The sequence below is a fragment of the Bacillus sp. ISL-41 genome, assembly GCF_018613235.1.
GTDB lineage: Bacteria > Bacillota > Bacilli > Bacillales > Cytobacillaceae > Mesobacillus.
Map to the genome: position 1 here is coordinate 17,981 of NZ_JAGGQP010000001.1, position 21,940 is coordinate 39,920.

The 21,940-nt window shown below is 46.4% G+C and carries 21 protein-coding genes; 7 read left to right on the forward strand and 14 right to left on the reverse strand.

The window, feature by feature from the left end:
- Nucleotides 1-8: 8 nt before the first annotated feature.
- Nucleotides 9-1,601, reverse strand: a complete 1,593-nt coding sequence (locus tag J7I80_RS00075) for a long-chain-fatty-acid--CoA ligase (RefSeq protein ID WP_214735402.1) — start codon at nt 1,599-1,601, stop codon at nt 9-11.
- A gap of 239 nt (nt 1,602-1,840) precedes the next feature.
- On the opposite strand from J7I80_RS00075, the gene J7I80_RS00080 reads away from it, so the two are divergent.
- The 6 genes from J7I80_RS00080 to J7I80_RS00105 all read left to right on the forward strand — a co-directional run bounded on the left by J7I80_RS00080 (nt 1,841) and on the right by J7I80_RS00105 (nt 3,870).
- Nucleotides 1,841-2,062: a spore germination protein gene (locus J7I80_RS00080; RefSeq protein ID WP_192473070.1), complete on the forward strand. Its 222-nt coding sequence runs from the start codon at nt 1,841-1,843 to the stop codon at nt 2,060-2,062.
- 14 nt (nt 2,063-2,076) lie between these two features.
- Entirely contained in the window at nt 2,077-2,331 is a 255-nt protein-coding gene (locus J7I80_RS00085; RefSeq protein WP_214735404.1) for a spore germination protein GerPB, read from the forward strand.
- A 38-nt stretch (nt 2,332-2,369) separates the two neighbouring features.
- Nucleotides 2,370-2,984, forward strand: coding sequence for a spore germination protein GerPC (gene gerPC, locus J7I80_RS00090; protein WP_251027506.1), 615 nt, complete (start codon nt 2,370-2,372; stop codon nt 2,982-2,984).
- Nucleotides 2,984-3,166, forward strand: coding sequence for a spore gernimation protein GerPD (locus tag J7I80_RS00095; protein WP_214735407.1), 183 nt, complete (start codon nt 2,984-2,986; stop codon nt 3,164-3,166). Before gerPC ends, J7I80_RS00095 begins: the two co-directional genes overlap by 1 nt.
- A 5-nt stretch (nt 3,167-3,171) precedes the next feature.
- On the forward strand, nt 3,172-3,570 hold the full coding sequence (locus tag J7I80_RS00100) for a spore germination protein GerPE (RefSeq protein WP_214735409.1): 399 nt from the start codon (nt 3,172-3,174) through the stop codon (nt 3,568-3,570).
- A gap of 81 nt (nt 3,571-3,651) precedes the next feature.
- The gene (locus tag J7I80_RS00105; protein ID WP_023615349.1) at nt 3,652-3,870 is read left to right on the forward strand and encodes a spore germination protein; all 219 of its coding nucleotides are present in this window, start codon (nt 3,652-3,654) and stop codon (nt 3,868-3,870) included.
- On the opposite strand, the gene J7I80_RS00110 is transcribed toward J7I80_RS00105, so the two are convergent.
- From J7I80_RS00110 to addB, 3 genes are all read right to left on the reverse strand, one after another.
- The gene (locus J7I80_RS00110; RefSeq protein WP_353050067.1) at nt 3,867-4,175 is read right to left on the reverse strand and encodes an HNH endonuclease; all 309 of its coding nucleotides are present in this window, start codon (nt 4,173-4,175) and stop codon (nt 3,867-3,869) included. The genes J7I80_RS00105 and J7I80_RS00110 overlap by 4 nt on opposite strands.
- 173 nt (nt 4,176-4,348) lie before the next feature.
- Nucleotides 4,349-8,131 carry a helicase-exonuclease AddAB subunit AddA gene (gene addA, locus J7I80_RS00115; protein WP_214735415.1) on the reverse strand — a complete coding sequence of 1,261 codons (3,783 nt, stop codon included), beginning with the start codon at nt 8,129-8,131 and terminating at the stop codon, nt 4,349-4,351.
- A complete protein-coding gene (gene addB / locus J7I80_RS00120; RefSeq protein ID WP_214735418.1) occupies nt 8,124-11,699 on the reverse strand; it encodes a helicase-exonuclease AddAB subunit AddB in 3,576 nt (1,191 codons plus the stop codon). The genes addA and addB overlap by 8 nt, the downstream gene beginning before the upstream one ends.
- Nucleotides 11,700-11,924: 225 nt before the next feature.
- On the opposite strand from addB, the gene J7I80_RS00125 reads away from it, so the two are divergent.
- Nucleotides 11,925-13,079: an MFS transporter gene (locus J7I80_RS00125; protein ID WP_251027507.1), complete on the forward strand. Its 1,155-nt coding sequence runs from the start codon at nt 11,925-11,927 to the stop codon at nt 13,077-13,079.
- 17 nt (nt 13,080-13,096) lie between these two features.
- Here the strand turns inward: J7I80_RS00125 and J7I80_RS00130 are convergent, their stop codons facing one another.
- The 10 genes from J7I80_RS00130 to J7I80_RS00175 form a co-directional block, all read right to left on the reverse strand.
- Nucleotides 13,097-14,623: a class I adenylate-forming enzyme family protein gene (locus J7I80_RS00130; protein WP_214735420.1), complete on the reverse strand. Its 1,527-nt coding sequence runs from the start codon at nt 14,621-14,623 to the stop codon at nt 13,097-13,099.
- A gap of 145 nt (nt 14,624-14,768) precedes the next feature.
- Nucleotides 14,769-15,104, reverse strand: coding sequence for a hydrolase (locus J7I80_RS00135; protein WP_214735421.1), 336 nt, complete (start codon nt 15,102-15,104; stop codon nt 14,769-14,771).
- Nucleotides 15,105-15,625: 521 nt separating this feature from the next.
- Nucleotides 15,626-16,366, reverse strand: a complete 741-nt coding sequence (gene fabG, locus J7I80_RS00140) for a 3-oxoacyl-ACP reductase FabG (RefSeq protein ID WP_214735422.1) — start codon at nt 16,364-16,366, stop codon at nt 15,626-15,628.
- Between the two features lie 12 nt (nt 16,367-16,378).
- Nucleotides 16,379-17,281 (reverse strand): intracellular short-chain-length polyhydroxyalkanoate depolymerase, encoded by a 903-nt coding sequence (phaZ, locus tag J7I80_RS00145; protein WP_214735423.1) that lies wholly within the window; start codon nt 17,279-17,281, stop codon nt 16,379-16,381.
- Nucleotides 17,281-18,297, reverse strand: a complete 1,017-nt coding sequence (locus J7I80_RS00150; RefSeq protein WP_214735424.1) for a 3-oxoacyl-ACP synthase — start codon at nt 18,295-18,297, stop codon at nt 17,281-17,283. Before J7I80_RS00150 ends, phaZ begins: the two co-directional genes overlap by 1 nt.
- Nucleotides 18,298-18,321: 24 nt before the next feature.
- Complete coding sequence (locus J7I80_RS00155; protein ID WP_214735425.1) at nt 18,322-18,501, reverse strand: hypothetical protein; 180 nt, start codon at nt 18,499-18,501, stop codon at nt 18,322-18,324.
- Complete coding sequence (locus J7I80_RS00160) at nt 18,501-19,511, reverse strand: branched-chain amino acid ABC transporter permease (RefSeq protein WP_483297676.1); 1,011 nt, start codon at nt 19,509-19,511, stop codon at nt 18,501-18,503. The genes J7I80_RS00155 and J7I80_RS00160 overlap by 1 nt, the downstream gene beginning before the upstream one ends.
- Nucleotides 19,512-19,518: 7 nt before the next feature.
- Complete coding sequence (locus J7I80_RS00165; protein WP_214735427.1) at nt 19,519-20,379, reverse strand: branched-chain amino acid ABC transporter permease; 861 nt, start codon at nt 20,377-20,379, stop codon at nt 19,519-19,521.
- A 17-nt stretch (nt 20,380-20,396) separates the two neighbouring features.
- A complete protein-coding gene (locus J7I80_RS00170; RefSeq protein WP_214735428.1) occupies nt 20,397-21,104 on the reverse strand; it encodes an ABC transporter ATP-binding protein in 708 nt (235 codons plus the stop codon).
- Nucleotides 21,082-21,855: an ABC transporter ATP-binding protein gene (locus tag J7I80_RS00175; RefSeq protein ID WP_214735429.1), complete on the reverse strand. Its 774-nt coding sequence runs from the start codon at nt 21,853-21,855 to the stop codon at nt 21,082-21,084. Before J7I80_RS00175 ends, J7I80_RS00170 begins: the two co-directional genes overlap by 23 nt.
- Between the last annotated feature and the right edge of the window lie 85 nt (nt 21,856-21,940).

A 21,940-nucleotide genomic window follows, 5' to 3' on the forward strand; every position in this document is an offset into this window, starting at 1 on the left:
ATAGGCTATTAATTTACAAATCTGCCAGTCTTGCCATTCGCTTCCCAATATTCGTTACGCAAATGAACCTTCTGGATTTTTCCGGAAGCCGTTTTCGGCAGTTCTTTTACAAAAGTCACTCCTGTAATTGCTTTGAAATGGGCAAGTTTTTCTCTCGAAAAAGCAATGAGCTCCTGCTCTGTCACCTGCTCATTTTCACGAAGCACAATATAGGCATGCGGAGTCTCACCCCATTTTTCGTGAGGAACAGCAATGACTGCCGCTTCAAGGACCGACGGATGATCATAGAGTACTCCCTCGACTTCGATGGATGAAATATTTTCGCCGCCGCTGATGATAACATCCTTTTTGCGGTCAACGATATCAATATTACCGTACTCATCGACCGTTGCCATGTCCCCGGTATGAAGCCAGCCATTGCGGATCGTTTCCATCGTCGCCTCTTCATTTTTCCAGTAGCCTTTCATGACTCCATTGCTTCGAGTTATAACCTCACCAATTTCCTTGCCATCATGGGCAACCTCATCTCCGTGGTCATTCACGACCTTTACCTGGCTGCCAATCATGGATATACCTGCTTTTGCTTTCATTCGGTATTGTTCATTCAAAGGAAGCTGCTTCAAATGCGACCTGACAGTAGAGATTGTGCTCAAAGGAGAAGATTCTGTCATGCCGTACACCTGGATGAACTCCCAGCCAAGTTCCTTTTCCACCCGGGTTACAAATGCCGGTGGCGGTGCAGAACCGGCTATAACCACCCGTACCTGCTGTTCAATACTCGGGACATTCTTTTCATAATACTGCAGCAGCGCATTCAAAACAGTTGGAGCCATATGCATGACGCTGACTTTATGCTTTTCCAGTGCGTTAAAAATTGTCTCAGGCGTTGTTTTTCGCAGACATACCTGCGAAGCACCGTTCGCAGTGTAATAAAATGGCGAGCCCCAGCCATTAACATGGAACATCGGCAGGACATGCAACAGCACATCTTCATCGCAGACGCGTAAATGGTGCATCGTGCTCAATGCGTGGAGGTAATTATTCCGATGCGTGAGCATGACACCTTTTGGATTCCCGGTCGTCCCGCTTGTATACAGAAGACTGCAGACATCGTTTTCATCTAGCTCTTCTCGTTTAAAAGTTTCGGCAGATTGCTGTGAAAGCCATTCGTCATAACTGATTTCATCCAGGCTATCTTCCTTGTAGTGGACAATAATATGCTGAACGCTTTCGAGCTGATCCTTGATTGGCTGGATCAAATGATATAAATCCTGGTCCACGAACAAAACTTTGGATTCACTGTGGTTAAGGATGAACAAATAATCATCCGGCTTCAGGCGAATGTTCAATGGAACCATTACGCCGCCTACCTGGAATACACCGTAAAAACCTTCAAGCATTTCGATTGAATTCGGGGCAAGGTAAGCAATCCGGTCACCCTTCCCCGCTCCCATCTTCCTTAATCCATCAGAAAGCCTGTTCACCCTATCATTCAACTCAGAATATGTAAGTGCCCGATCTTCCGAAAAAATGGCTTTCTTATCGCCGTAAAGCGACACTGCACGATCTAGAAACTGGTTCAAAAGCAATGGAACGTTCATAATCTGCCTCCTGTAGAATAATTTTATAATTCTAAATATATAAATATATTAACATATTACCCTTCCTGTTATATAACTTTTTAACTGTTATATAACATGTATTTTCTCTAAGACTTCACTGCTAACCTCTTGTATCATGAATTTTGTGAAAAGGGCCTTCTAACCGAATAGGCATTTTAATCACATTCTGCTTCTGGGCACATAGGATAATAAAGAAATCTTATTAAAGGGTGTTGCAAATGCCAGCAATCGTTGGAGTCGCTCAGGTCATTTCCCTTGGGAACAGCTCCGTTTTCCACATAGGCGATGTTTACAGAATAAGCCCGGTTTCCAATGCAAAAACATTTTCTGGAGCTGGCTCATTCAATACCGGAGATGGACTGACCGTGTACAATAACCAAAGCTCTACAAATACGTATGATCCAGATGCCGTCGATCAAGGAAATTATCTGAATGTATAATGCGGGTGAATACAATGAATTTTTATATACAACAATCCATCAATATTAACCTTCTGAGGATTGATGGAATCACGAACTCTTCTGTACTGCAAATTGGCAGTGCAGGAATGATCAAGCCAGTTTCATACCTTTATAACACTGGTGGATTCACAGCACCTGCACCAGAAGCTGTCCACCCTACGGAAATTTCAACTGGCATGGGGGATATGCCAGGCGGTACACTTGAAGCTCCTGCCGTCCCTTTGCAGGCCCCTGTTCCACGAAATTAGGGATGTTTTAAAAATCGGCCGATTCGAGGTGATTCATTTTGGATGCGGAATTTTATCAATATATAAAGAAACTGCATTTATATGTGGAGCACCAGAGCAGAAAGACTGCAAGATTGGAGAAAATGATTTCCGAACTGCAGCAGGAAATTGCTGCACTGAAGGAGCGGCCTCCGGTTCAAATCGGAAATATCGAGTATAAGTTCGACCAGTTGAAAGTGGAAACCCTTGAGGGAACTTTGAATATCGGGTTAAACCCAACGGACTTGGATGGAATCGACGATTTTACCGTAGATCAAAAGGCTGTGAATGTTCCGATTCCGCCAAAGCAGTTATTTAAAAGGACAATCGAGATTGAAACAGCCATAGACCAATATCTAGAATCGGAACTGGAGAACATTTACCAAGGCGCCCAGGCGGAGCTGGGAATCAGTGTAGATGATTCCTATTTCGAGTTTATAAAAAATGATATCAAAAAACAGTTATCTGGCAGAGTGGCTCATCATTTAAAAGAACAATCCTCGAATGAGAGAGGTACGGAACTTAGTCCTCAGTTGAATGAACGTGTGATTGATTTGATTAAGCAGGAAATCCAGAATGGTGTATTCCTGTTCCTGAAAAACCTGCCGGATAATGTAAAGGAAGGACGCTCTTAATGAATTTCCAAGTTTATAACCGTGATATTTGTGTCGGCGACATCAGGATCATAGGTGTATCAAGTTCCTCGCTGCTTATGGTTGGGGATGCTGATACAATCCAGCTTGCAGCAACTTTTGATACGCCTGCAGAATCGTTGATTGTCGGCCCATTTGTCCCACTGTCGCCGGATATATCGTGATTGCTATGCTACAGAGAACAACATGTGTTGACCATATAAAAATTGATTCGGTATCCTTCTCCTCGATTTTCCAGATTGGTGATTCGCAACAAATACAGGCACTTTCCAGGGCTTTGGCCGTACAAAGAGAGGCTGAGATATTTTTTGATAATGAAGGTAACTATGACGCCTTTCCAGTTTTTTCAGAAGCAATCCCATTTCAACCAGCCGAAGAAGAAAGTGTGAACTTCTCTTCCCAGAACCTAAACCCTGTATTGAAGGTTCGGAACATTGATATCCTGGGAACCTCTTCCTCGTCTGTAGTCCATCTTGGAAACAGCCACAATATTTCCATGGAAGCCCGGGTAAAGCATATACGTCAGCTATTGCCCCGTAATAACACATCAAATGGGGAAGGCATATAGATTTAGTATGAAGCTTTTGGTCTATTTCAGGTTTACGACGGCAATGAGCATAAAAAACAAAAGCAGAAAAGGATGTTTTCAATGCCAGCAATAATAGGTCCTGTGCAAATATTGAATGTAGGCGGCGGGACAGTGCAGTTTGGCGACACGCTGTTCATCTCGCCAAAAAGCAATTCAAAAACAGTCGCTGGGCAGGGTGGGTTCAATACTGGAGGATTCATCGTCACAAATAATGGATTAAGCGCCAGCAATGTACTTGATGCCAACTTGATTGACCAGCCGACTGTGGGAAATAACTAGCGTTTATTTCTTTTTCGCTCATTAGATTTTGAAATTTTCGGCAGCCTTGTAGAAGGCTGCTTTTTTATCCATTTCAAAAATTTCTCCAATTCAGGATGAGAGCGGAGGCGCTCAATCGTGTTCAAATCTGTTGCAAGCTCTTCATTAGTGAATAGAGCATGAATCTGTTTATGGCAAGGGATGCACAGATTGGCTGTTGGCATGAAAGTGCCCCCCAGTTCTTTCGGAGTCAGATGGTGAATGGTCACCTCAACATCTTCCCTCCCGCATAATTCACATGTGCCTGATTGTTTTTTCTTTGCCACTCGGTGATCCCTCCTATCTGAATGAATTTTTAGCATAAAGTGCTTCTATCGGACACTTTTCTCTTTCTTCGCCTTCCGTTTGTCCGATATAGCCTTCAACCGGACATTTCATCTAAACATACAAAAAAACCGGCAGGATTATTATTCACATCCCGCCGGTTTTTAACATTTCTTTATAGTTGGTCCAGTTCCAGCAGATGGCCGCCGTCGAAGAAATATAAGTATTTCTCCTCTACCGGCTGCTTCCACACCTGTTCGATTGCTTTGGCATACAAGCTGATTTGGATTCGATAGCGTTCTTCCAAAATTGGCTTTGCCTGCTCGAAACCACCTTTGTAGCGATCGTGAATGCCATCCGTTTTAAAATCAAGCAGGACTGTCCCTTTTTCATCCTGGAATATGCAGTCGACTACACCCTGGATAAAGATCGGCTCGTTTTCTCCCTGCCAATCTGGATATACTTCTTTTGAAGGCAATGATAGGTAGAAGGGAACTTCACGGCTGACTTTTTCAGCAGTTACCAGTCGCTTGCCGATATCCGTTTCAAAAAAGGCAAGAATCCATCTTTTATCAACAGCATCCCGTTGTTCAGGGAAAAGCAGCTCCTTCTCTACCATCCAGTCCAGCTGCAGCTCCAGAGAGGCTTCCGTTACAGGCTGGTTCAGATCGATATGCTGCATGACCATATGCATTGCGGTTCCGCGTTCTGCAGGTGTAAGCTTCTTCTCCTGCATGAATCTCGGCCTGTTGAGGATTGGTTTTGAAAACCTCCGGACAATCTGCGTTCCGCTTTCTTCATCCCTGGTTTCATGATTGCGCTTCAGCTCGGTAACTGACTGCTTGGAACGGTGATTCGCTGCTTCCTTGAAATGATAGTTCCAAGAAAGCTGCTTTTTCACTGTCTCGGCCATTCCTGATTCCAAGTTTACAGGTTTCCCTGCTGCTACAAGGTCCATCAAGCTTTCTTGCTCTTCGGTTTTTTCCTCACCATATGAAGCAATTTCCTCTGCTTTAATGCTTTCGATTTTCCAGCGGGAAGGATGGCATGAAATGTCCTCACCCAGTGCCGGATGAAGGGCACCATCCCTGATATCAACACAATCTTGATGGCGGATCACTGCAGGTCCGATCCAATCGATATAGCCTGAAGCTGACGCTCTTAAATATTCATCCAGCAGCCACTCCGGATGGCTTGCCTCGTCCTGCCATTTGCTGATCGTTTTTTCGGCATCCTTGACCGAGCCGATCAAATAGAGCTTTTCCTTTGCCCGTGTCAAGGCAACATATAATACCCGCATTTCCTCTGCCAGCATCTCCATCTTTTTCTTGCGCTTGAAGGCTAACTGCGGCAGAGATGGGAGGGAGATCCGCTTTTCAGGATTGATATATTTTGCTGCGAAGCCAAACTCTTTGTCGAGCATGTAAAATTTCTTCAGGTCCATCGTATTGAAATTCCGAGCAAGCCCGGCAACGAAAACGACCGGGAACTCTAGACCCTTGCTGCTGTGGATCGTCATGATCCGGACCACATCTTCCTGCTCTCCAAGTGCTCTGGCAGCCCCAAGGTCATCGCCGCGTTCCCTCATCCGCTCAATAAAGCGCAAAAAGCGGAACAGGCCGCGGAAACTTGTGGCTTCGTATTGTCTCGCGCGATCATAAAGTGCACGCAGGTTTGCCTGGCGCTGCTTGCCTCCTGGCATTCCGCCGGCAAAATCGAAGAATCGGGTTTCCCTGTACAATTGCCAGATCAAATCCGAAACGGAACCCTGCCTTGCAGAGGTTCTCCATCTCTTTAAGCTTTCAAAAAAGCGACTTGTCTTCTCGTGCAAACCTTCATTTTCCGCTGCTGGCTTTTGCAGACAAAATGCTGTCAATGCCTCATAAAAGGAACCGCGTTTCTGGCTGACCCTGATGATGGCAAGCTCTTCTTCATCCAGCCCGACAATCGGTGACCTGAGGACAGCCGCCAGCGGAATATCCTGATAAGGGTTGTCGATTACTTTCAACAAAGAGAGCATAATAGCTACCTCAGTTGCCTGGAAATATCCAGTAGACAGATTCGCATAAATCGGGATTCCCTGCTGCTTGAATTCCTCCATGATTTGCGGCGCCCATGTCATCGAGCGGAGAAGAATGACGATATCCCGGTAGTTGACCGGTTTTGATGTCTTTGTCTTTGGATTGTATACACCTCGGCGTTCTTCTACCATATCCTTAATATGCTTGGCCATCAGCCTTGCTTCGAGCTGGGATTGTTCCAGGTCGTCTGCGTCGAATTCACCTGCTGCCGTTTCATTATCTTCACCAGACTCTGTTTCTGCAGATTCACCCTCACTTTTATCAATCAAGAGCAGCTCCACTGGGAACTCGTCATCCTCAGGATACGGCGCACCTTTTTTCAGCTCGGCATTTTCATCATAATGAATTTCGCCAACCTTGATCCCCATGATTTGCTTGAATAAATAATTTGTTCCGTCAAGCACCTCTTTTCGGCTCCGGAAGTTCTTGGCCAAATCTATTTTCAACCCGGTTCCTTCTCCACTTGATGTGAATCTGTTGTACTTTCCAAGGAACAGATTAGGCTCTGCAAGACGGAATTTGTATATGGATTGCTTAACGTCCCCTACCATGAACAGATTGCCTGCTTCTTCCCCTTCAGCTGTCACAAGCTGGAGGATCGCTTCCTGCACCATGTTTGTATCCTGGTATTCGTCCACAAGGACTTCTTTGAATTTAACTCTATATGCGAGAGCTGCTTCAGAAGGATTGGCTTCCCCTTCCTCCGCTTCCGGTTCGGCCGTCAGGATATCGAGAGTATAATGCTCAAGGTCCGAGAAATCGACGAGTCCGCGCTCCTGCTTTACTTCTCCAAACCGGAGCGAGAATTCTTTTACAAGATCGATCAGCACAGCGATTAAAGGTTTCATTTCCTGCATATCCTTCAGTAAGCTTTCAGGTTTCCGCGAAAAGAGTTCGCCCCGCAAATCCTGGACAACCTTCTTTGCCCGGTCCCTTAGCTTGGCTGCCTTGTCTACAAGATCCTTGTTGAAATCATCCCCCCGGCATGTTTTCGCCCTGCCAAAACTGGCGAGCTGGATTGCCTCATAAAGCTCTGCCCAAGATCTGTCCTTTGCAGCAAGCAAGGTCTCCATAACATGCAGGTCTTCTGTAAAATTAACCGTCCTTGGCGCAGGCCCACCAGGCATTCTGGCAATCTCCATCCCTTTTTCCAGAAGCTGTTTCGCTCCCTGGAGCTGCAGCTCAATATCAGCGAGAAGTACATTCATAAAGGGCAAGCCCTCGATTGCAGTACTGCTTGCTGCGTCATACATTGAAACGATTGAATCAAGATATGCGTCAGGTGAAGGATTTGATCTGGCGAAATCGAACAGGTCAGCAATGATATCTTTCAAGCCTTCATCGCTGCGGTCATTCGTGAACGCATCTACCAGGTTGAAAAAGTGCTGGTTGTCTGCCTTTCCGTATTCTTCTTCGAACAGATCCTCCATCACTTCGTCCCTAAGCAGCTGCCCTTCTGTTTCATCTGCAATCCTGAAACCAGGGTCGACATCTATCATGTAATAATATTTTCTAATCACTTCAAGACAGAAGGAGTGAAGTGTTGAAATCGACGCTCTGTTCAAAAGGCTAAGCTGCTTTTTCAAATGAGGTGAAACCGGATTGCTGTCGATCGCTTTTTCCAGTGCTTCCCCAATCCTGTGACGCATTTCAGCCGCTGAAGCATTCGTGAATGTCACGACGAGCAGTTCATCGACATCAATCGGATCGCTTTCGGAAGTGATTTTCTTGATTATCCGCTCAACAAGCACAGCAGTTTTTCCGGAACCTGCTGCCGCAGCGACTAGGATGTCCTGCCCCGAGGCCATGATTGCCTTCCACTGATCTTCCGTCCAGGTTGCCCCTTCCGGTACTGGCGGTATATTCGTTTTAGCCAAGATCCTCTTCCTCCTCCTCAATTGATGCAAGAATATCCAGTTTCCGTATTTCTTCTAATCGATCATTAACTCCTGGCAAGCCATCGTTTGCCTTCATATTTTGATCCTGCCGGAGCGACTCCAGCAAATCTTCCTTTTTAATGACCGGAAGCTTCCTGAAATCATTCGATTCCACAGCCTGGTCGAACTGGCAGACTGGCTTGAAAGAACAGAATGTACAGGGTGCCCTGTCCTTAAGCTTATACGGTGCCACATCGACGATTCCGCTGACGATTCTGTTTCCAGTCTCTACATACTTATGGCGGACGAATTGCCGCAAATGGTCAAAGTCTTCCTTGCTGGCCACTTTCGAGCTTTTCAGCAGGCTTCCATCCTTTTTAAAACCTGCGGAAATAATCTGGGAACTCCCTGTACCCAGTCCCTTGTCCATCATTCTGATGACATTCTCATCGCCTAGCAGCAAGCCATTCATTTTAAAGCGCTTGAGGATTTCCTCTTCAATTTCATCAAGAGTCAGCATTTTTGATGCGTTGACGATAGGGTTATGGACATGGAAATACAGAACGCCCGCCGGGTCAGCTGCCTTTCCGACCAGCAATGGCGAATGAGTGATGATAATGTCCAGATAGGTGAGCATCTGAAGGGCCACACCATAATATACCTCTGTCAAATTGACATCCTTCACGCTGGATTTATAGTCGACGACCCTCAGGTACACTCCCTGGTCATCCTCTGCTTTATCGACGCGGTCAATCCGGCCCATCAGCTCCATCCTCGTGCCATTTTTTAGTGAAAAAGCAAGCGGCGGCAGTTTTCCCTGGCGTCCGAAGCCGAGCTCCAGGCCAACTGGTGAAAATCCGCTGACCTTTGCATGTTCACTTAATACAAGTGACGCGCGGCTGATGATATTCTGCAGTTTCTGCCTGATATAATGGTGCCTGTTCGAGCTCAGCAGGATCTCATTCTGCAATTTAGGAGCCAGCTTTTGGACAGCATCCCTTGCAAGCTCTTCAGCCTGGGCTCTTGTTAGCTGAGCCCAGCTGAGGTTTTGCTGCATGACAGTCTCGGCAATCTCCTTAAGCGCAGCGTGGAACAGATCCCCAATATCCGGCGCTTCAAGGCGGAAAATCTGGCGGTCACGCAGCTTCAGGCCATGCTGGACATAATGCGAGAATGGACAGCTGTTGAACAGCTCCATCCTTGAAACACTCGCCTGGATTTCGTCACCATAAAGCTCCTTCGTGAGTGATTCGGACAATTGTTTCGTCCTGTTTTCGTAAAATAAGCTTGATAGAACCTTGCGTGCTGTATCTCCCCATTGATGACTCTTTATATAATAATCGTACACATCCCACCAAAAATCATAGACAGGATAATTGCGCTTCTTCAATTGAAGCTGGGAAGTCAGATAAGACAAGGCTACATTTTCGCCAGCTGCGTACTCTATTTGCTCTTCTTCCGTCAATTCCGATGGATCTGGCAGGAAGAAATGCGTTTGATGTTCAGAGAATAGGTCAGCGATCCTCTTGATGAAGGAGGATGGCATCAAAGCCTTCCCTTCTTCATTGGCGATTGGATAACTGATATACAGTTGTTCAGACGGCGTAACGAATGCTTTATAAGCAATGAAGTTTTCGTCCAGAAGCTTCGTACGGCTGCTTGGAGCAAGCTTTATTCCTTTTGACTGCAAAAGCTCCCGGTCATCATCTGCAAAAATTCCTTCTTCCGTCATCTTCGCCGGCAGGACACCTTCGTTGACGCCGATGACAAATGCGACTTTAACATCGGCAAGCCTTGTCTTTTCAAGGTCGGCAATCAATATTTGGTCAATCGCCGGCGGAATCAGCGAGAATCTGAGTGATTCAAAACCAGCATCCAGAATCGACACAAACTGTTTTGGCGCAACTTTCGTGTCACCAAGCATCTCGACAAACTGGTCAAGAAGGTTGATCACTGCATTCCAGGCTTGCTCATGCTCCCTAGCCTCTACCAGCCTTCCTTCCTGTTCTGCCGACATTCTCCATGCTTCAAGCTTCGCCGGAATATCAAGCTCTTCCATGAATAGATAGACTGCTTCCGAAAGCTTCCTTCCAGTGTCAGCACGCTTTAGACGGCGAGCCATCCTCAGCAGCGGAGAAGTAATCAGCAAACGCAGGTCATTCAGTTCCTTCTCTGTCTGTTTTTCTGCATCCGTCTGAGCCAAACCGTCATATTCCAAACCGCGAATCCTGCGGTATTTCCAGCGCTCTTTTTTCGTCCATTTATCTCCCTGGATGCCATAAGCCAAAACATAATTCTCCAGCACATCCATCTGTTCTCGCATCTTGTTCAGATTCACGCCATCAGGGAAAAGCAGGTCTGTTTTTACAGCCCGGAAAATCGGCTCATACCGCCAGTTCCCCAAAACTGTTTCAAGGCTGGAACGCACTAGCTCAATCAATGGATGATGGAGCATATTCCGCTTCTGGTCAATAAAGTAAGGCAGTCCATAATCGTCAAATATCGTTTCAAGTACTTCGCGGTATTCGCTGCCTCTCATCAGTACAGCAATATCGCGGTAACGATAACCATTATCCCTTGCCAGACCGAGGATCTTGCGGGCAACCCCTTCAAGTTCCGCCCTTCTGTTGGCAGCCTGGGCAATATGAATTGCAGCCTCCCCGTTATATCTGACGGCAGGCCTGGAATCGAATTCTCTCTCAAGATGCTTCAGGGATTCATCCTGCCAGCGTCTCTGTTCCGTCAGCACAATCTCTTCTTCTAGCGCATAGCCTTTTGCTTTTATCATGTCATACAGTGTTGAACAGGTTTCTCCTGTTAGCCTGAATAAATGCAGTTCATCAGGCTGAGTATCTTTGAACCCCTTGTCGACGGGCATAGCGATGGTAACCCTTTTACAATTGCCAATCAGCTGGTCAATGATCATCAATTCAAGGGGCGTGAAACTGTAAAAGCCATCGATGTATACTTCTGCATTTTTTAAATATTGTGAGGCCGGGATTTTCTCGGCCAGCAATTTGAAGTAATCCTCTGAATCGATATATTTGCCGAATAACTCATCCTCAAATTGTCGATAGACCAGCTCAAGATCATGGATTTTATCCTTCAGCGCTTTATTGCCCGCTGAGCCTTCCTCCATTTTTCCGGCGAGCTCATCAGGATTGATCGCATAGCGTTTGAATTCGATCAGCATCTGCTCCATCTGCTGGACAAAGCCATTCTTATCCGCTGCCTTTTGGAAAATTTTCAACTCGTCCTTTTTGTCTTCAATGATTTTGCGGATCATCATGCTGATCCCGACGCTGTCCAAATGCTGGCGAGTATATCCGCCTGTTTCCTGCAGGATTCTCCATGCTAGGCGAGGAAAGCTGAAAACCTGCGCTCTGATCATGCCCCCAAGTTCAGGGTCAGTGGACAATCTGTATTCGGAGAGGAATGACATTTGTTCAGGGACAAGATAAACAATCGGGTCCCCCTGCGGGTCCGAGATGAGCCTGTCCTTAATTTCTTCAATGATCATCTCGGTCTTGCCACTCCCCGAGCGCCCCAATACTAAACGCACAGACATTTTACTACCCCTTTCTCTATTAAAATATCTATCTCTCTATCACTTTTAAAAATGAAAAAGGCGCTTCATATTCATGCGCCTCTACCTACCAAACGATTGTTCTATATATCATTCATTATACCTTTTTTTCAGGACATTTTGGAAGCAGGAAGCCCGTTAATTTTTCCCAAAACAAACTGCAAAATCAGCGGTGCCTGCATATGTTAGTGGTGGCAGGTGATATACATGAAATCCATGTCCTTTTTTCAGAAGGCTTCCATCCTTCTGACAATCTGCGCCATCATGGTCGCAAGCAATATTTATACATTGATTCCTATTTACTCCGTTCTTGCGGAAGACCTAATAATCGCCGAATCTCACGTTGTCCTCGCAGGAGGGCTGTTTACTTTTTTCTACGCCTGCGGTCTGCTGTCATTCGGGCCGGTTTCCGATTTCACAGGCAGAAAGAAAATCCTTGTATTCGGGCTTTTGGCCTCTGCATTAACGACACTGGCAGTCGGCTTCTCTGTCGGATCCCTCAGTTTGTGGATTGCCCGATCGCTGCAGGGAATCACCCTTGCTACTTTTGCTTCAGTTGCTTTCGCCTACTCCTATGATATTTTCAATTTTAGGCAGAGGACGATTCTGGTCGTGCTGATCAACACAGGATTTTTAATCGCGGGGATTTTCGGGCAGGTTGCCAGCGCCTTTCTGGCTGATGTTTTCTCCTGGAATAGCGTCTTCTTTTTCTTCTCAGCACTTTATTTCATTCTATTTGCTGCTGCTTTTTTCCTGCTGAAAGAATCACCACCGCCTGCGACAGAAAGCAAGCCTTTATGGAAGATCTTTTTTCAATTGCTAAATGAGCCGCGCCTGATGAAATGCTATGTGATTACGTTCTCGCTGTTGTTCGCGATTATCGCCTTCTATGATAGTATTGGACGTTTTTTTGACGGCCCTGCCTCAGACCTGCTGATGATCCGGCTGGTTGGATTGATTGGGGCATCTCTTTCCCTTTTCACAGGGAAGCTGATCGATCGCTGGGGAGAGTTGCGAACTTTGATGTTCGGTTTGGCCATCGGGTCAACAAGCGCTTTTATGCTGCTTTTCTTCCATTCCACCGGTGCTTTGATATTCTTTTCCATTTTTTTCGTTTCATCCATTTCACTCGTCATCCCGACCGTCATTACCTTGATCGGCTTTTACGGCAGCAGTCAGCGCGCCAAAGCACTGTCGCTCTATTCATTCATCCTGCTGACCGGGGCCAGTCTCGCCCCGCCGGTTGCGGCACTGTTGCCATTCATCAGTGTCATGATTTTGCTCTCTTCACTATTCATTTTTAATATTGTTCTTTGCATTTTGATTCAAAAAAAGGCATTCCAGACAGCAAAAGCTGGCTGAAATGCCTTTCTTTTATTTTAGCTGACAGGCTTATGCCCCGATGCAGAAAGCGCATCTTCTTTCAGTTTCTTTTTATCGATTTTGCCTACATGCGTCTTCGGCATCTGGCCAATGGTATGGATTACTTTCGGCACTTTATAGCCGCCAAGCTTATGCCTGCAATGCATTTTGGCTTCCTGCTCTCCCAAAGCGGCTCCCTCTTCAAGAACAATGAATGCAGTCACGACTTCTCCCCATTTTTCATCCGGCATTCCGACCACCGCAGCCTCGCGAATCGAAGGATGGGAACAGAGCCAGTGCTCAATCTCGAGGGGATACACATTTTCACCGCCCGTGATGATCATCTCTTTTTTCCTGCCGACAATATAGTAATAACCATCCTTATCTCTCTTAGCCAGGTCGCCTGTGTAGAGCCAGCCGTCCTTCAATGTGTCTTTGGTCGCGTTTTTATTTTTCCAGTAAAAAGAAAATGTATGTTTTCCCTGGATGGCAAGTTCACCGACCTCATCTGCTCCAGCCTCTTGTCCGTCTTCATCCAGAATCCTGATACTATGGAATAACATTGGCTTGCCGACCGATCCCCTTTTTACATCTGCCTCTGAAGGATCTATGTAAAAATTATTTGGGCCAGCCTCTGTCAGTCCATAGCCCTCCTTGAAGCTCAGGCCTTTCTGTTTATAAGCTTCATAGATTTCGAGCGGGCACGGTGCACCCCCTGATAAAAATAGCTTTAGATTCTTGAATTCCGCCTTCTGAAAGAAATCTGATTTTACAAGCATATGGTGCATTGTAGGCACCAAAAGCACAATACTGGATTTAAACCTTATCATATTTTCGATAGCTTTATCGGGGGTAAAGTCGTTTGCCAGTACGACTTTTCCTCCTGCCATCAGGATAGGGATTGAAAGAGCGTTCAAACCGCCTGTATGGAATAGAGGCAAATACGTTACCGTCGTGTCCTCGTTCGTCAGATTCCAGCTGGCGATTGTGGAAAGGCTGTTCCAGACGATTGCCCGATGTGACAGAACCGCTCCTTTGGGCTTTCCTGTGGTTCCGCCTGTATAAATCATCGCAAGTGGATCTTCCTCCTCCACATTTGTCTCTGCAGTATCCAACTGTCCAAGTTTTGCTTCAAATAGCTGATCGTATCGTGAACCATTGATTTGAATACAACGGTCTTCTTCATCCCAAATCATTGTCACTTCTTTTGTAAAATTGGAATGGAACGCCAGCAGTCTAGGCTCACAGTCCTTTATAATATATGCCAGCTCATCGAGGGACAGCCTCCAGTTCAGCGGCACAAAAATGGCGCCGATCTTTCCGCAGGCAAACAGCAAATCAAAGTAGCTGATCCCGTTCGGCGCAAGCAGTGCAACCCTGTCGCCTTTTTTGACACCCTTTTCACCCAGCCACGCTGCGATTGCTTTAGCCCGATCATTGACTTCCCTAAAAGACCAATCCTGATCTGTCCCTGCATCGGCAATCGCAGCTGCATCCGGTGTCAATCCCGCTCTAGATTCAAGCCAGTCGAGCTCCCACCTCACCGCAATCTCTCCTTCTCTCGTCTTGATGGATTCATTTTAGAAGATGGGAGTTACAGGATAGTTACATAAGTAAAAGACACCACAGCATTAGCTGATAGTTACATAAGTAAAAGGCACCACAGCATTAGCTATGGTGCCAAAAGTTTTATATGCCCCTCAACTCATCTTCTGTAAATAACCCCATGCTTTTCACGTGATTCCTTGCTTCAGCATCACCCAGTTTGTAGACCATCGCATAAATTTCCTTCATCGCAAAGTCATATTCAGCATGTTCACGGTCCGGGTCCTTGAAAGGATGCAGATGGGAATTTCCGTATGTTGCCCAATCTGCTTTATAGTTTATTTCCAGGTATTCGCGCAGATCCTTGATTTCTTCTCCTGTGGCAATCAACGTGAATAAATGGCCCTCCGGCTCAGCCGCCGTGTCCAGCACTTCGCCGCTTTCTATATTAAAGTAGTATTTTTGCTTTGTTTCTTCCATGTACAGCACCTCATCCTTTTTTAATACCATTTACCACTTTTGGTTGGGAGTTAACCCCTAAAGTGATAATCGGCGGACTGAAAAGGTTGAAAGTGTAATGCATTTTTGGTATTTTAAAGCACCTTTTGGCCGATAACAGTGGGAACAATTAGTTTTAATACCAGTTGGAGGAGATTTAATATCAGTTGACGCAATTTTAATACCAGTTAGAGGAGATTCAATATCAGTTGACGCAATTTTAATACCAGTTAGGAGGTTTTTCACGGTTTGAAGATTTATTTAAACGGTTGGGACGATTTATTTAACGGTTAGCTCGAATTTTTATACGGTTGGGATGATTTATTTAACGGTTGCACCCTATATTCCTCGCTGGCCAACTTTTATTTCCGGTTGGAAGGGATTTATTCCCGGTTGGGGCAGTTTTATTCCCGGTTAAAAAATTAACTCTCAGAAAAAAATCATTCCCCCTTTCCCCACACTACCCAAAATAAAAAAGCGCAGCAAGTGTGCGCTTTTCAAAATCACATCATAATCCCGCCATCTACATGGAGGGTGGTACCGTTTACATATTTGGACTCGTCTGAGGCGAGGAACAAATAAGCATTGGCAATGTCCTCTGGCATACCGAGCCTGCCAAGGGGAACGAGCATCTTCATTTGTTCAATCACTTTGTCCGGCACTGCGGCGGTCATTCCCGTTTCAATGAATCCAGGTGCGACGGCATTAACATTGATGCCTTTGCGGCCGAGTTCCTTTGCCCATGTTTTCGTCATCCCGACGACTCCCGCTTTGGTCGCTGCGTAGTTTGTCTGGCCTACATTGCCGTATATCCCGGAAACGGAAGATGTATTAATGATTCTTCCTGATCCTTGCTGGACCATCGCCGGCACAACTGCCTGTGCGCAATTGAATACGCCAGTCAGGTTAACATCAACGACTTTTTGAAAGTCCTCAGCCGCAAGCTTGTGAAGCATCCCATCCCTTGTGATGCCTGCATTATTTATTAAAATATCAATTTTACCAAAATGGCCAAGAACGTTTTGGACCAACGTTTCAACACTGGACCTGTCAGCAACGTTCACCTGAAAAAAAGCGACGTCATAGCCCTCAGCAGACAATTCAGCTGCGCGCTGCGAACCTGTTTCCTCATCAAAGTCCCCCATGGCAACCCTGGCGCCTTCACGGGCAAAAGTCTTTGCTGCAGCAAGCCCGATTCCGTTCGCTGCACCTGTAATAATCGCTACTTTATCTTTCAATCTCATAAAAACACCTTCCTACTCTGCTAAAAATCCTTCAATATGCCTCAATAGCTGATCCAGGTCATCCACTAATGGCGAGTGGCCGCAATCCTTCAATTCCACAAACCTTGCACGCCCCCCAAAGTCCTCGACAATTTCATCTGCCATCCTCTCTGTAACAACGAGATCCCGGTCACCCCGGAGCACAAGCACAGGAATCTGAATGTCCTTCACCTGGTCTGTTCCATCCTTCAACCCATTATTGACGGGACTGATATTAAACGTATTAAGAGAATGGTAGACTTCAGCCAGATTGCGCTGTGTCAGCATATCATCAACATATTCGTCATAATGCCGTTCTTCCGGCTGACGATTGGTATAAATCAACATATTCCACATTGCCTTTAGAAATCCTCTATTTAGCTGGTCATAGGCTGTCTGGACGGCAATCGTTTTACCAGCATCTCCTTTAACATCTTCATAAGTAACCAGCCGGTTGTTAACATCCGGCAGACCTTCTTCACTCGTCCCGAAGAACGGATATCCTCTTGTTGATGCTGAGGCGAGCAGCACGAGTTTCTCGCAATATCCCGGATAATCAGCAGCGAACTGCATGCCTACCGCTCCTCCCGTCGACCATCCGACAAGTGCAAAATCGTTCAATCCAATTACATCGACAAACATTTTTAGATCATCAGAAAAATCCTTGATTGACATGATTGGCCTATGATAGCTGGATTCACCGAATCCCCGCAGGTCAAGCGCGAAAATTTTATACTCGGGGTGAATCTGATCAATCAGCAAGTCCCAATGCTTGGACGATGTCATGTTACCATGGATCAATAACACATTTTTGGTTCCGCCATCCCGCTCCCTATAAGCGATTGTCTCCCCATTTGGCAAGCCAACCTTCTTCATTTCCACTGCCGTTTTTTCCATTACAGCACACCCTTTCCCCAAACAATAGTCGTTGCTCCCCAGGCATAGCCGATCCCGGCACTGACTAGAACGACAACATCTCCGTCTTTTAACTTTCCTGCCTTTTCTGCCAATTCCAGAGACAGGATCTGGTCAATCTGTCCGATGTGCCCATAGTCTTCGAGGTAGATGGAGTTTTCTTCCGATAAACCCAGCTCCCCCAATACATAATCATGTGCAGACCTCTTCATGTGAAGCATTCCGATGTAGGAAATGTCCTTTTCGGAAAATCCGCTATTCTCCACGGACCGCCGGATGACCTTTAAAAAATTGCCCATCGACTTTTGCTCGAGCCGCTCCTTCATTCCCTTCGGATCAAGAACATCAAGCTGGTACAGGCCTTGTGCCAGATTTTCCGCAGAAATCGGATTTTTTGTTCCTCCGGCAACAACGACGACATCCTCTGAAAAAGATCCATCCGTAATCATTTCTGTTTCCAGCAACACGTTCTTGCCATGGCCCTTTTGCAGGATAATCGCACCTCCGCCTGCCCCAAGATTGTACATGAACCGTGTTCTCGGATTCTGGTAATCTATAAAATCTCCATTGCGATAGCCCCCGGCAAGGAGAACGGTATTGATTCCCGAATCAGAGAGCATCATCCCTTTCGCCAACTTCAGTGCCATCACAGTCGTTCCGCATCTTAAGGCCGTATCGAAGGCCCAGGCATTCTTGGCGCCAATTTCCTCCTGCAGCTTGATGCCGGCTGTCCATAATGGATACTCCTTGTACTCCTCGCCTATATAGATGACCAGGTCAATGTCCAGCGGATCCAGGTTTGCTTTTTCCAATGCCATTCTTGCAGCTTTTATTCCCATCTCACATGTATGGTCTTCCGGGCCGGGCACCGGCTTTTTCCTGATACCCATTTTTTCTTCCACAACTTGTTCGGGAATTCCTGCCAACCGGGCAATTTCCGCTCCGGTGACATAGGTTTCGGGAAGATAGACTCCCGTACTAACAATGCCAATCTGCATCTTCATCCCCCCTCAAAAAACGGTCTATGATTCACCAACAATTTCCTTAATAAATTTCATTGCCGACTCCAAGGAATCAAACACTGCTTCTTTTTCTTCCTGCACATGCGTTACCTTGACTCTCCAGTATTTTCTGCTGCTGTCCATTTCGATGTCCGTGAGCTGGAAGCGGAGGACGAATGAAGTAACTTGCTTTGTTTCCATCACGAATCTCCCTGACTTATAGTCTCTGAGTCTACTGGAACCGCAGTTGTCTTTTTCTTTCTGAATTTCAGCTTCTGTAAAGAACCGACAATCCCCTGAGGGAAGAACATGACAGCAAGGATATAAATGATTCCGAAAAAGATAATCCATCTTTCGAAAATCCAGTGCACCTTAGCCAGCTCTGTCAGCCAGTGATGGGAAAACTCGATGATTCCCGCGCCGATGATCGCCCCTACAAGCGTCCCGACTCCGCCAATGATTGTCATCAGCAAGGCATCAAGTGTGATGTCCATCGTAAAAACACTCGTGTTAACGAATCTTAAGGACACAGCATATAAAATCCCTGCAATTCCAGCGATGACTCCTGACACGACACTGGCAATGACTTTATATTGAAGAACGCTATATCCGAGCGATTCTGTCCGCTGTTCATTTTCCCGAATCGCCTGAAGGACTCTTCCTAGCGGTGAGTTGGTGAACCTTTTTAACAAAATGAAGACAATGACCATCGAAGCGAGGCAAATTAGGTAAAAATCAGTCCGGTCCTTCAGGAAGTCCGGGACCCGGAAAGTAAAGCCGTCATTTCCGTAAGTAACAGTCCGCCATTTTTCAGCGAGCACCAAAAACAATCCCGCGAACGCCATCGTCAGCATCGCGTAAAAATGGCTTTTCAGCCGCAGTGTCAGCAGTCCGACAACATAACTGACCACAGCAGTCAGCAAAATCGTGACCAGGACAGCGAGCAGAAAGTAGCTTGTTTCCGGCTCAAACCTTTTCATGAAGACACCAACTGTATATGCCCCGATTCCGAAAAACATCGCATGTCCGAACGAGACGATTCCGGTGTATCCGAGCAGGATGTCATAACTCATCGCCAATACCGCAAAAATAAACACCTGAGAGAGAAGGATGAGCGTGCTTCTGGAGTCATAGACAAACGGAAGTACTGCCAGGAACCCGGCGACAAGCAAATATAAGATGTTCATGCGATTTGAAAACATTCTTGTCATCCTTTTCTCACCCCTTTGCCCCGAATAAGCCCTGCGGCCTGAAGATCAGCACGACTGCCATCAGCAGCATGTTTGCTGCCAGCGCCAGGTCCGGAACATAGTAGGCCATGAATGAACCTGACAATCCAACCAGAATTGCAGCCATTACCGAGCCCGTAAAGCTGCCCATTCCGCCAATGACCACTACGATGAATGCAAGGATCGCGAACTCCATGCCCATATCCGCATAAATCACGCCAGAATATGGCCCTAAAAGCATTCCGCCAAGAGCAGCCATGCCGGCCCCAATCATGAACACGAACATGAATACTCTCTGGATGTTGACGCCGAGTGATTGGACCATTTCCTTGTTCATCACACCTGCGCGAACGACAAGGCCGATTTTTGTCTTTTTTAACAGGTATTGAACAGCAAGGAATACGGCAAATCCTACGGCAATGATGAAAACGCGGTATTTAATGATGATGATCCCGCCGAACTCCCAGCTGCCAGAAAGGTAATCAGGAGTTGTTGCTGAAATCTGGTTAGGCCCCCAGACCACCTTTAGCATCTCTGATAAAACAAGCATCAGGCCGAGAGTGATCAAGATTTGCTGCACATAGTTGCCGTAAACAGGCTTGATGATCCAACGCTCGGTTATAATTCCAAGAATCATGCCGGTAAGGACCGCACCGATGATCCCCGCAAAAAAGCTTCCTGTTGATGAATATATCCAAATGCCGCTGTATGCACCCCAGGCAAACAATCCGCCATGGGCAAAATTAAGCACATCCATCAAGCCAAAAATCAAAGTAAGGCCGGCTGCCAGGAGAAAGATCAGCATTCCTGTGGCAAGGCCGTTAAGGCTTAAGTTAATCAAAACATCCACTCTTGCTTCCCCCTTTCCTACGCAATGCCGAGATATTTCCGTCTCATTTCTTCGTCCTCACGGAGGAGGTTCATCGAGCCATTCGAAACCGTCCTGCCATCATCGATAATGTAAAAGCTGTCGCCAATACTGCTGGCCATCATGAAATTTTGTTCAACAAGGATGATTGTTGTCTTATCCTTCATTTGCTGAATGGACTCCATTACTTTCTCAACGATGATCGGAGCAAGGCCTTTGCTTGGTTCATCGATCAAGAGCAGTTCATTGTCATTGACATACGCTCTTGCGATGGAAAGCATCTGCTTCTGGCCGCCGCTCAAAAGCCCGCCCGGTTTTTTCCAGAATTTTTTCAAGTCAGGAAAAAGCTCCAGAATCCAGTCCAGCCGCTGCCGGGTTTCATCATTTTCTTTTTTCATCGCCACTTTGATATTCTCTTCGACGGTAAGGCCGGCAAAAATCCCCTGGTCTTCAGGCACATAACCAATCCCATTATTTGCAATCGTATAGGTTGGCAGGCTCTTGATTTCTTCACCTTTAAATTGAACCGAGCCTTTAGCAGCCGGGTTCAGCCCCATGATTGTTCTCAGTGTCGTTGTTTTCCCGGCTCCATTCCGCCCCAGCAGTACGGTAACCTCCCCCTTTGGCACTTCAAATGAGATACCTTGAAGGATGTGATACTGGCCGATGAATGTCTCGACCTGGTCAAGCTTTAGCAGCGTGTTCACTATGCAAACCTCCCAAATAGGCAGACTGTACCGTTTCATTTTTCATGATTTCCTCAGGCGTCCCGTCGGCGAGCAGAGCACCATTGAACAAAACCATGATCGAATCCGAAAGATCCATGATCATATCCATTTTGTGTTCAATCAAAACGATCGTCCGGTCGCCGCGTTCCTTGATTTTCCTGATTACCTCAAGGATTGCCGGGACCTCTTCCAGTGACATGCCTGCTGTCGGTTCATCGAGCAGCAGCACCTCTGTGTTCAAAGCCAGCAGCATCGCAATTTCCAGCTTCCTTTTCTCTCCATGGGCAAGATTACTCGCGAGCGCGTCCTTCTTGCTATCAAGCAAGACAAGCTTCAGCCACTCTTCTGCCTGCTCTTCGAACTTTTTAAAAGAACGGAAATGCCTCAGCATCTGAAAACGCACTCCTTCATGGGACTGGACTGCAAGCCGGACGTTCTCCATAACCGTCAAATTGGGGAAGACATTGGTGATCTGGAAGGACCGCCCGATTCCGGCCCTGGTCCTTTTGGTCGGAGAAAGCTTTGTGATGTCATTGCCTTTATACATGACCTGTCCGTTCGTCGGCATGAGCTGCCCGCTTAACAGGTTGAAGAATGTCGTTTTTCCGGCACCGTTCGGACCGATAATGGATTTGAAATGATTGTGCGGCACAGAGATGCTGACTGAATCTACCGCAGTATGGCCACCAAATGTAATGCTAAGGTCTTTCGTCTCGATAATTGCCGTCATGTACTTCACCACCCTTGATAAAATTACGTCTGCGCACCGATTCAGTAAAAGCATAATGAACTTCGGCTGAGTTACCGAAGTTCAT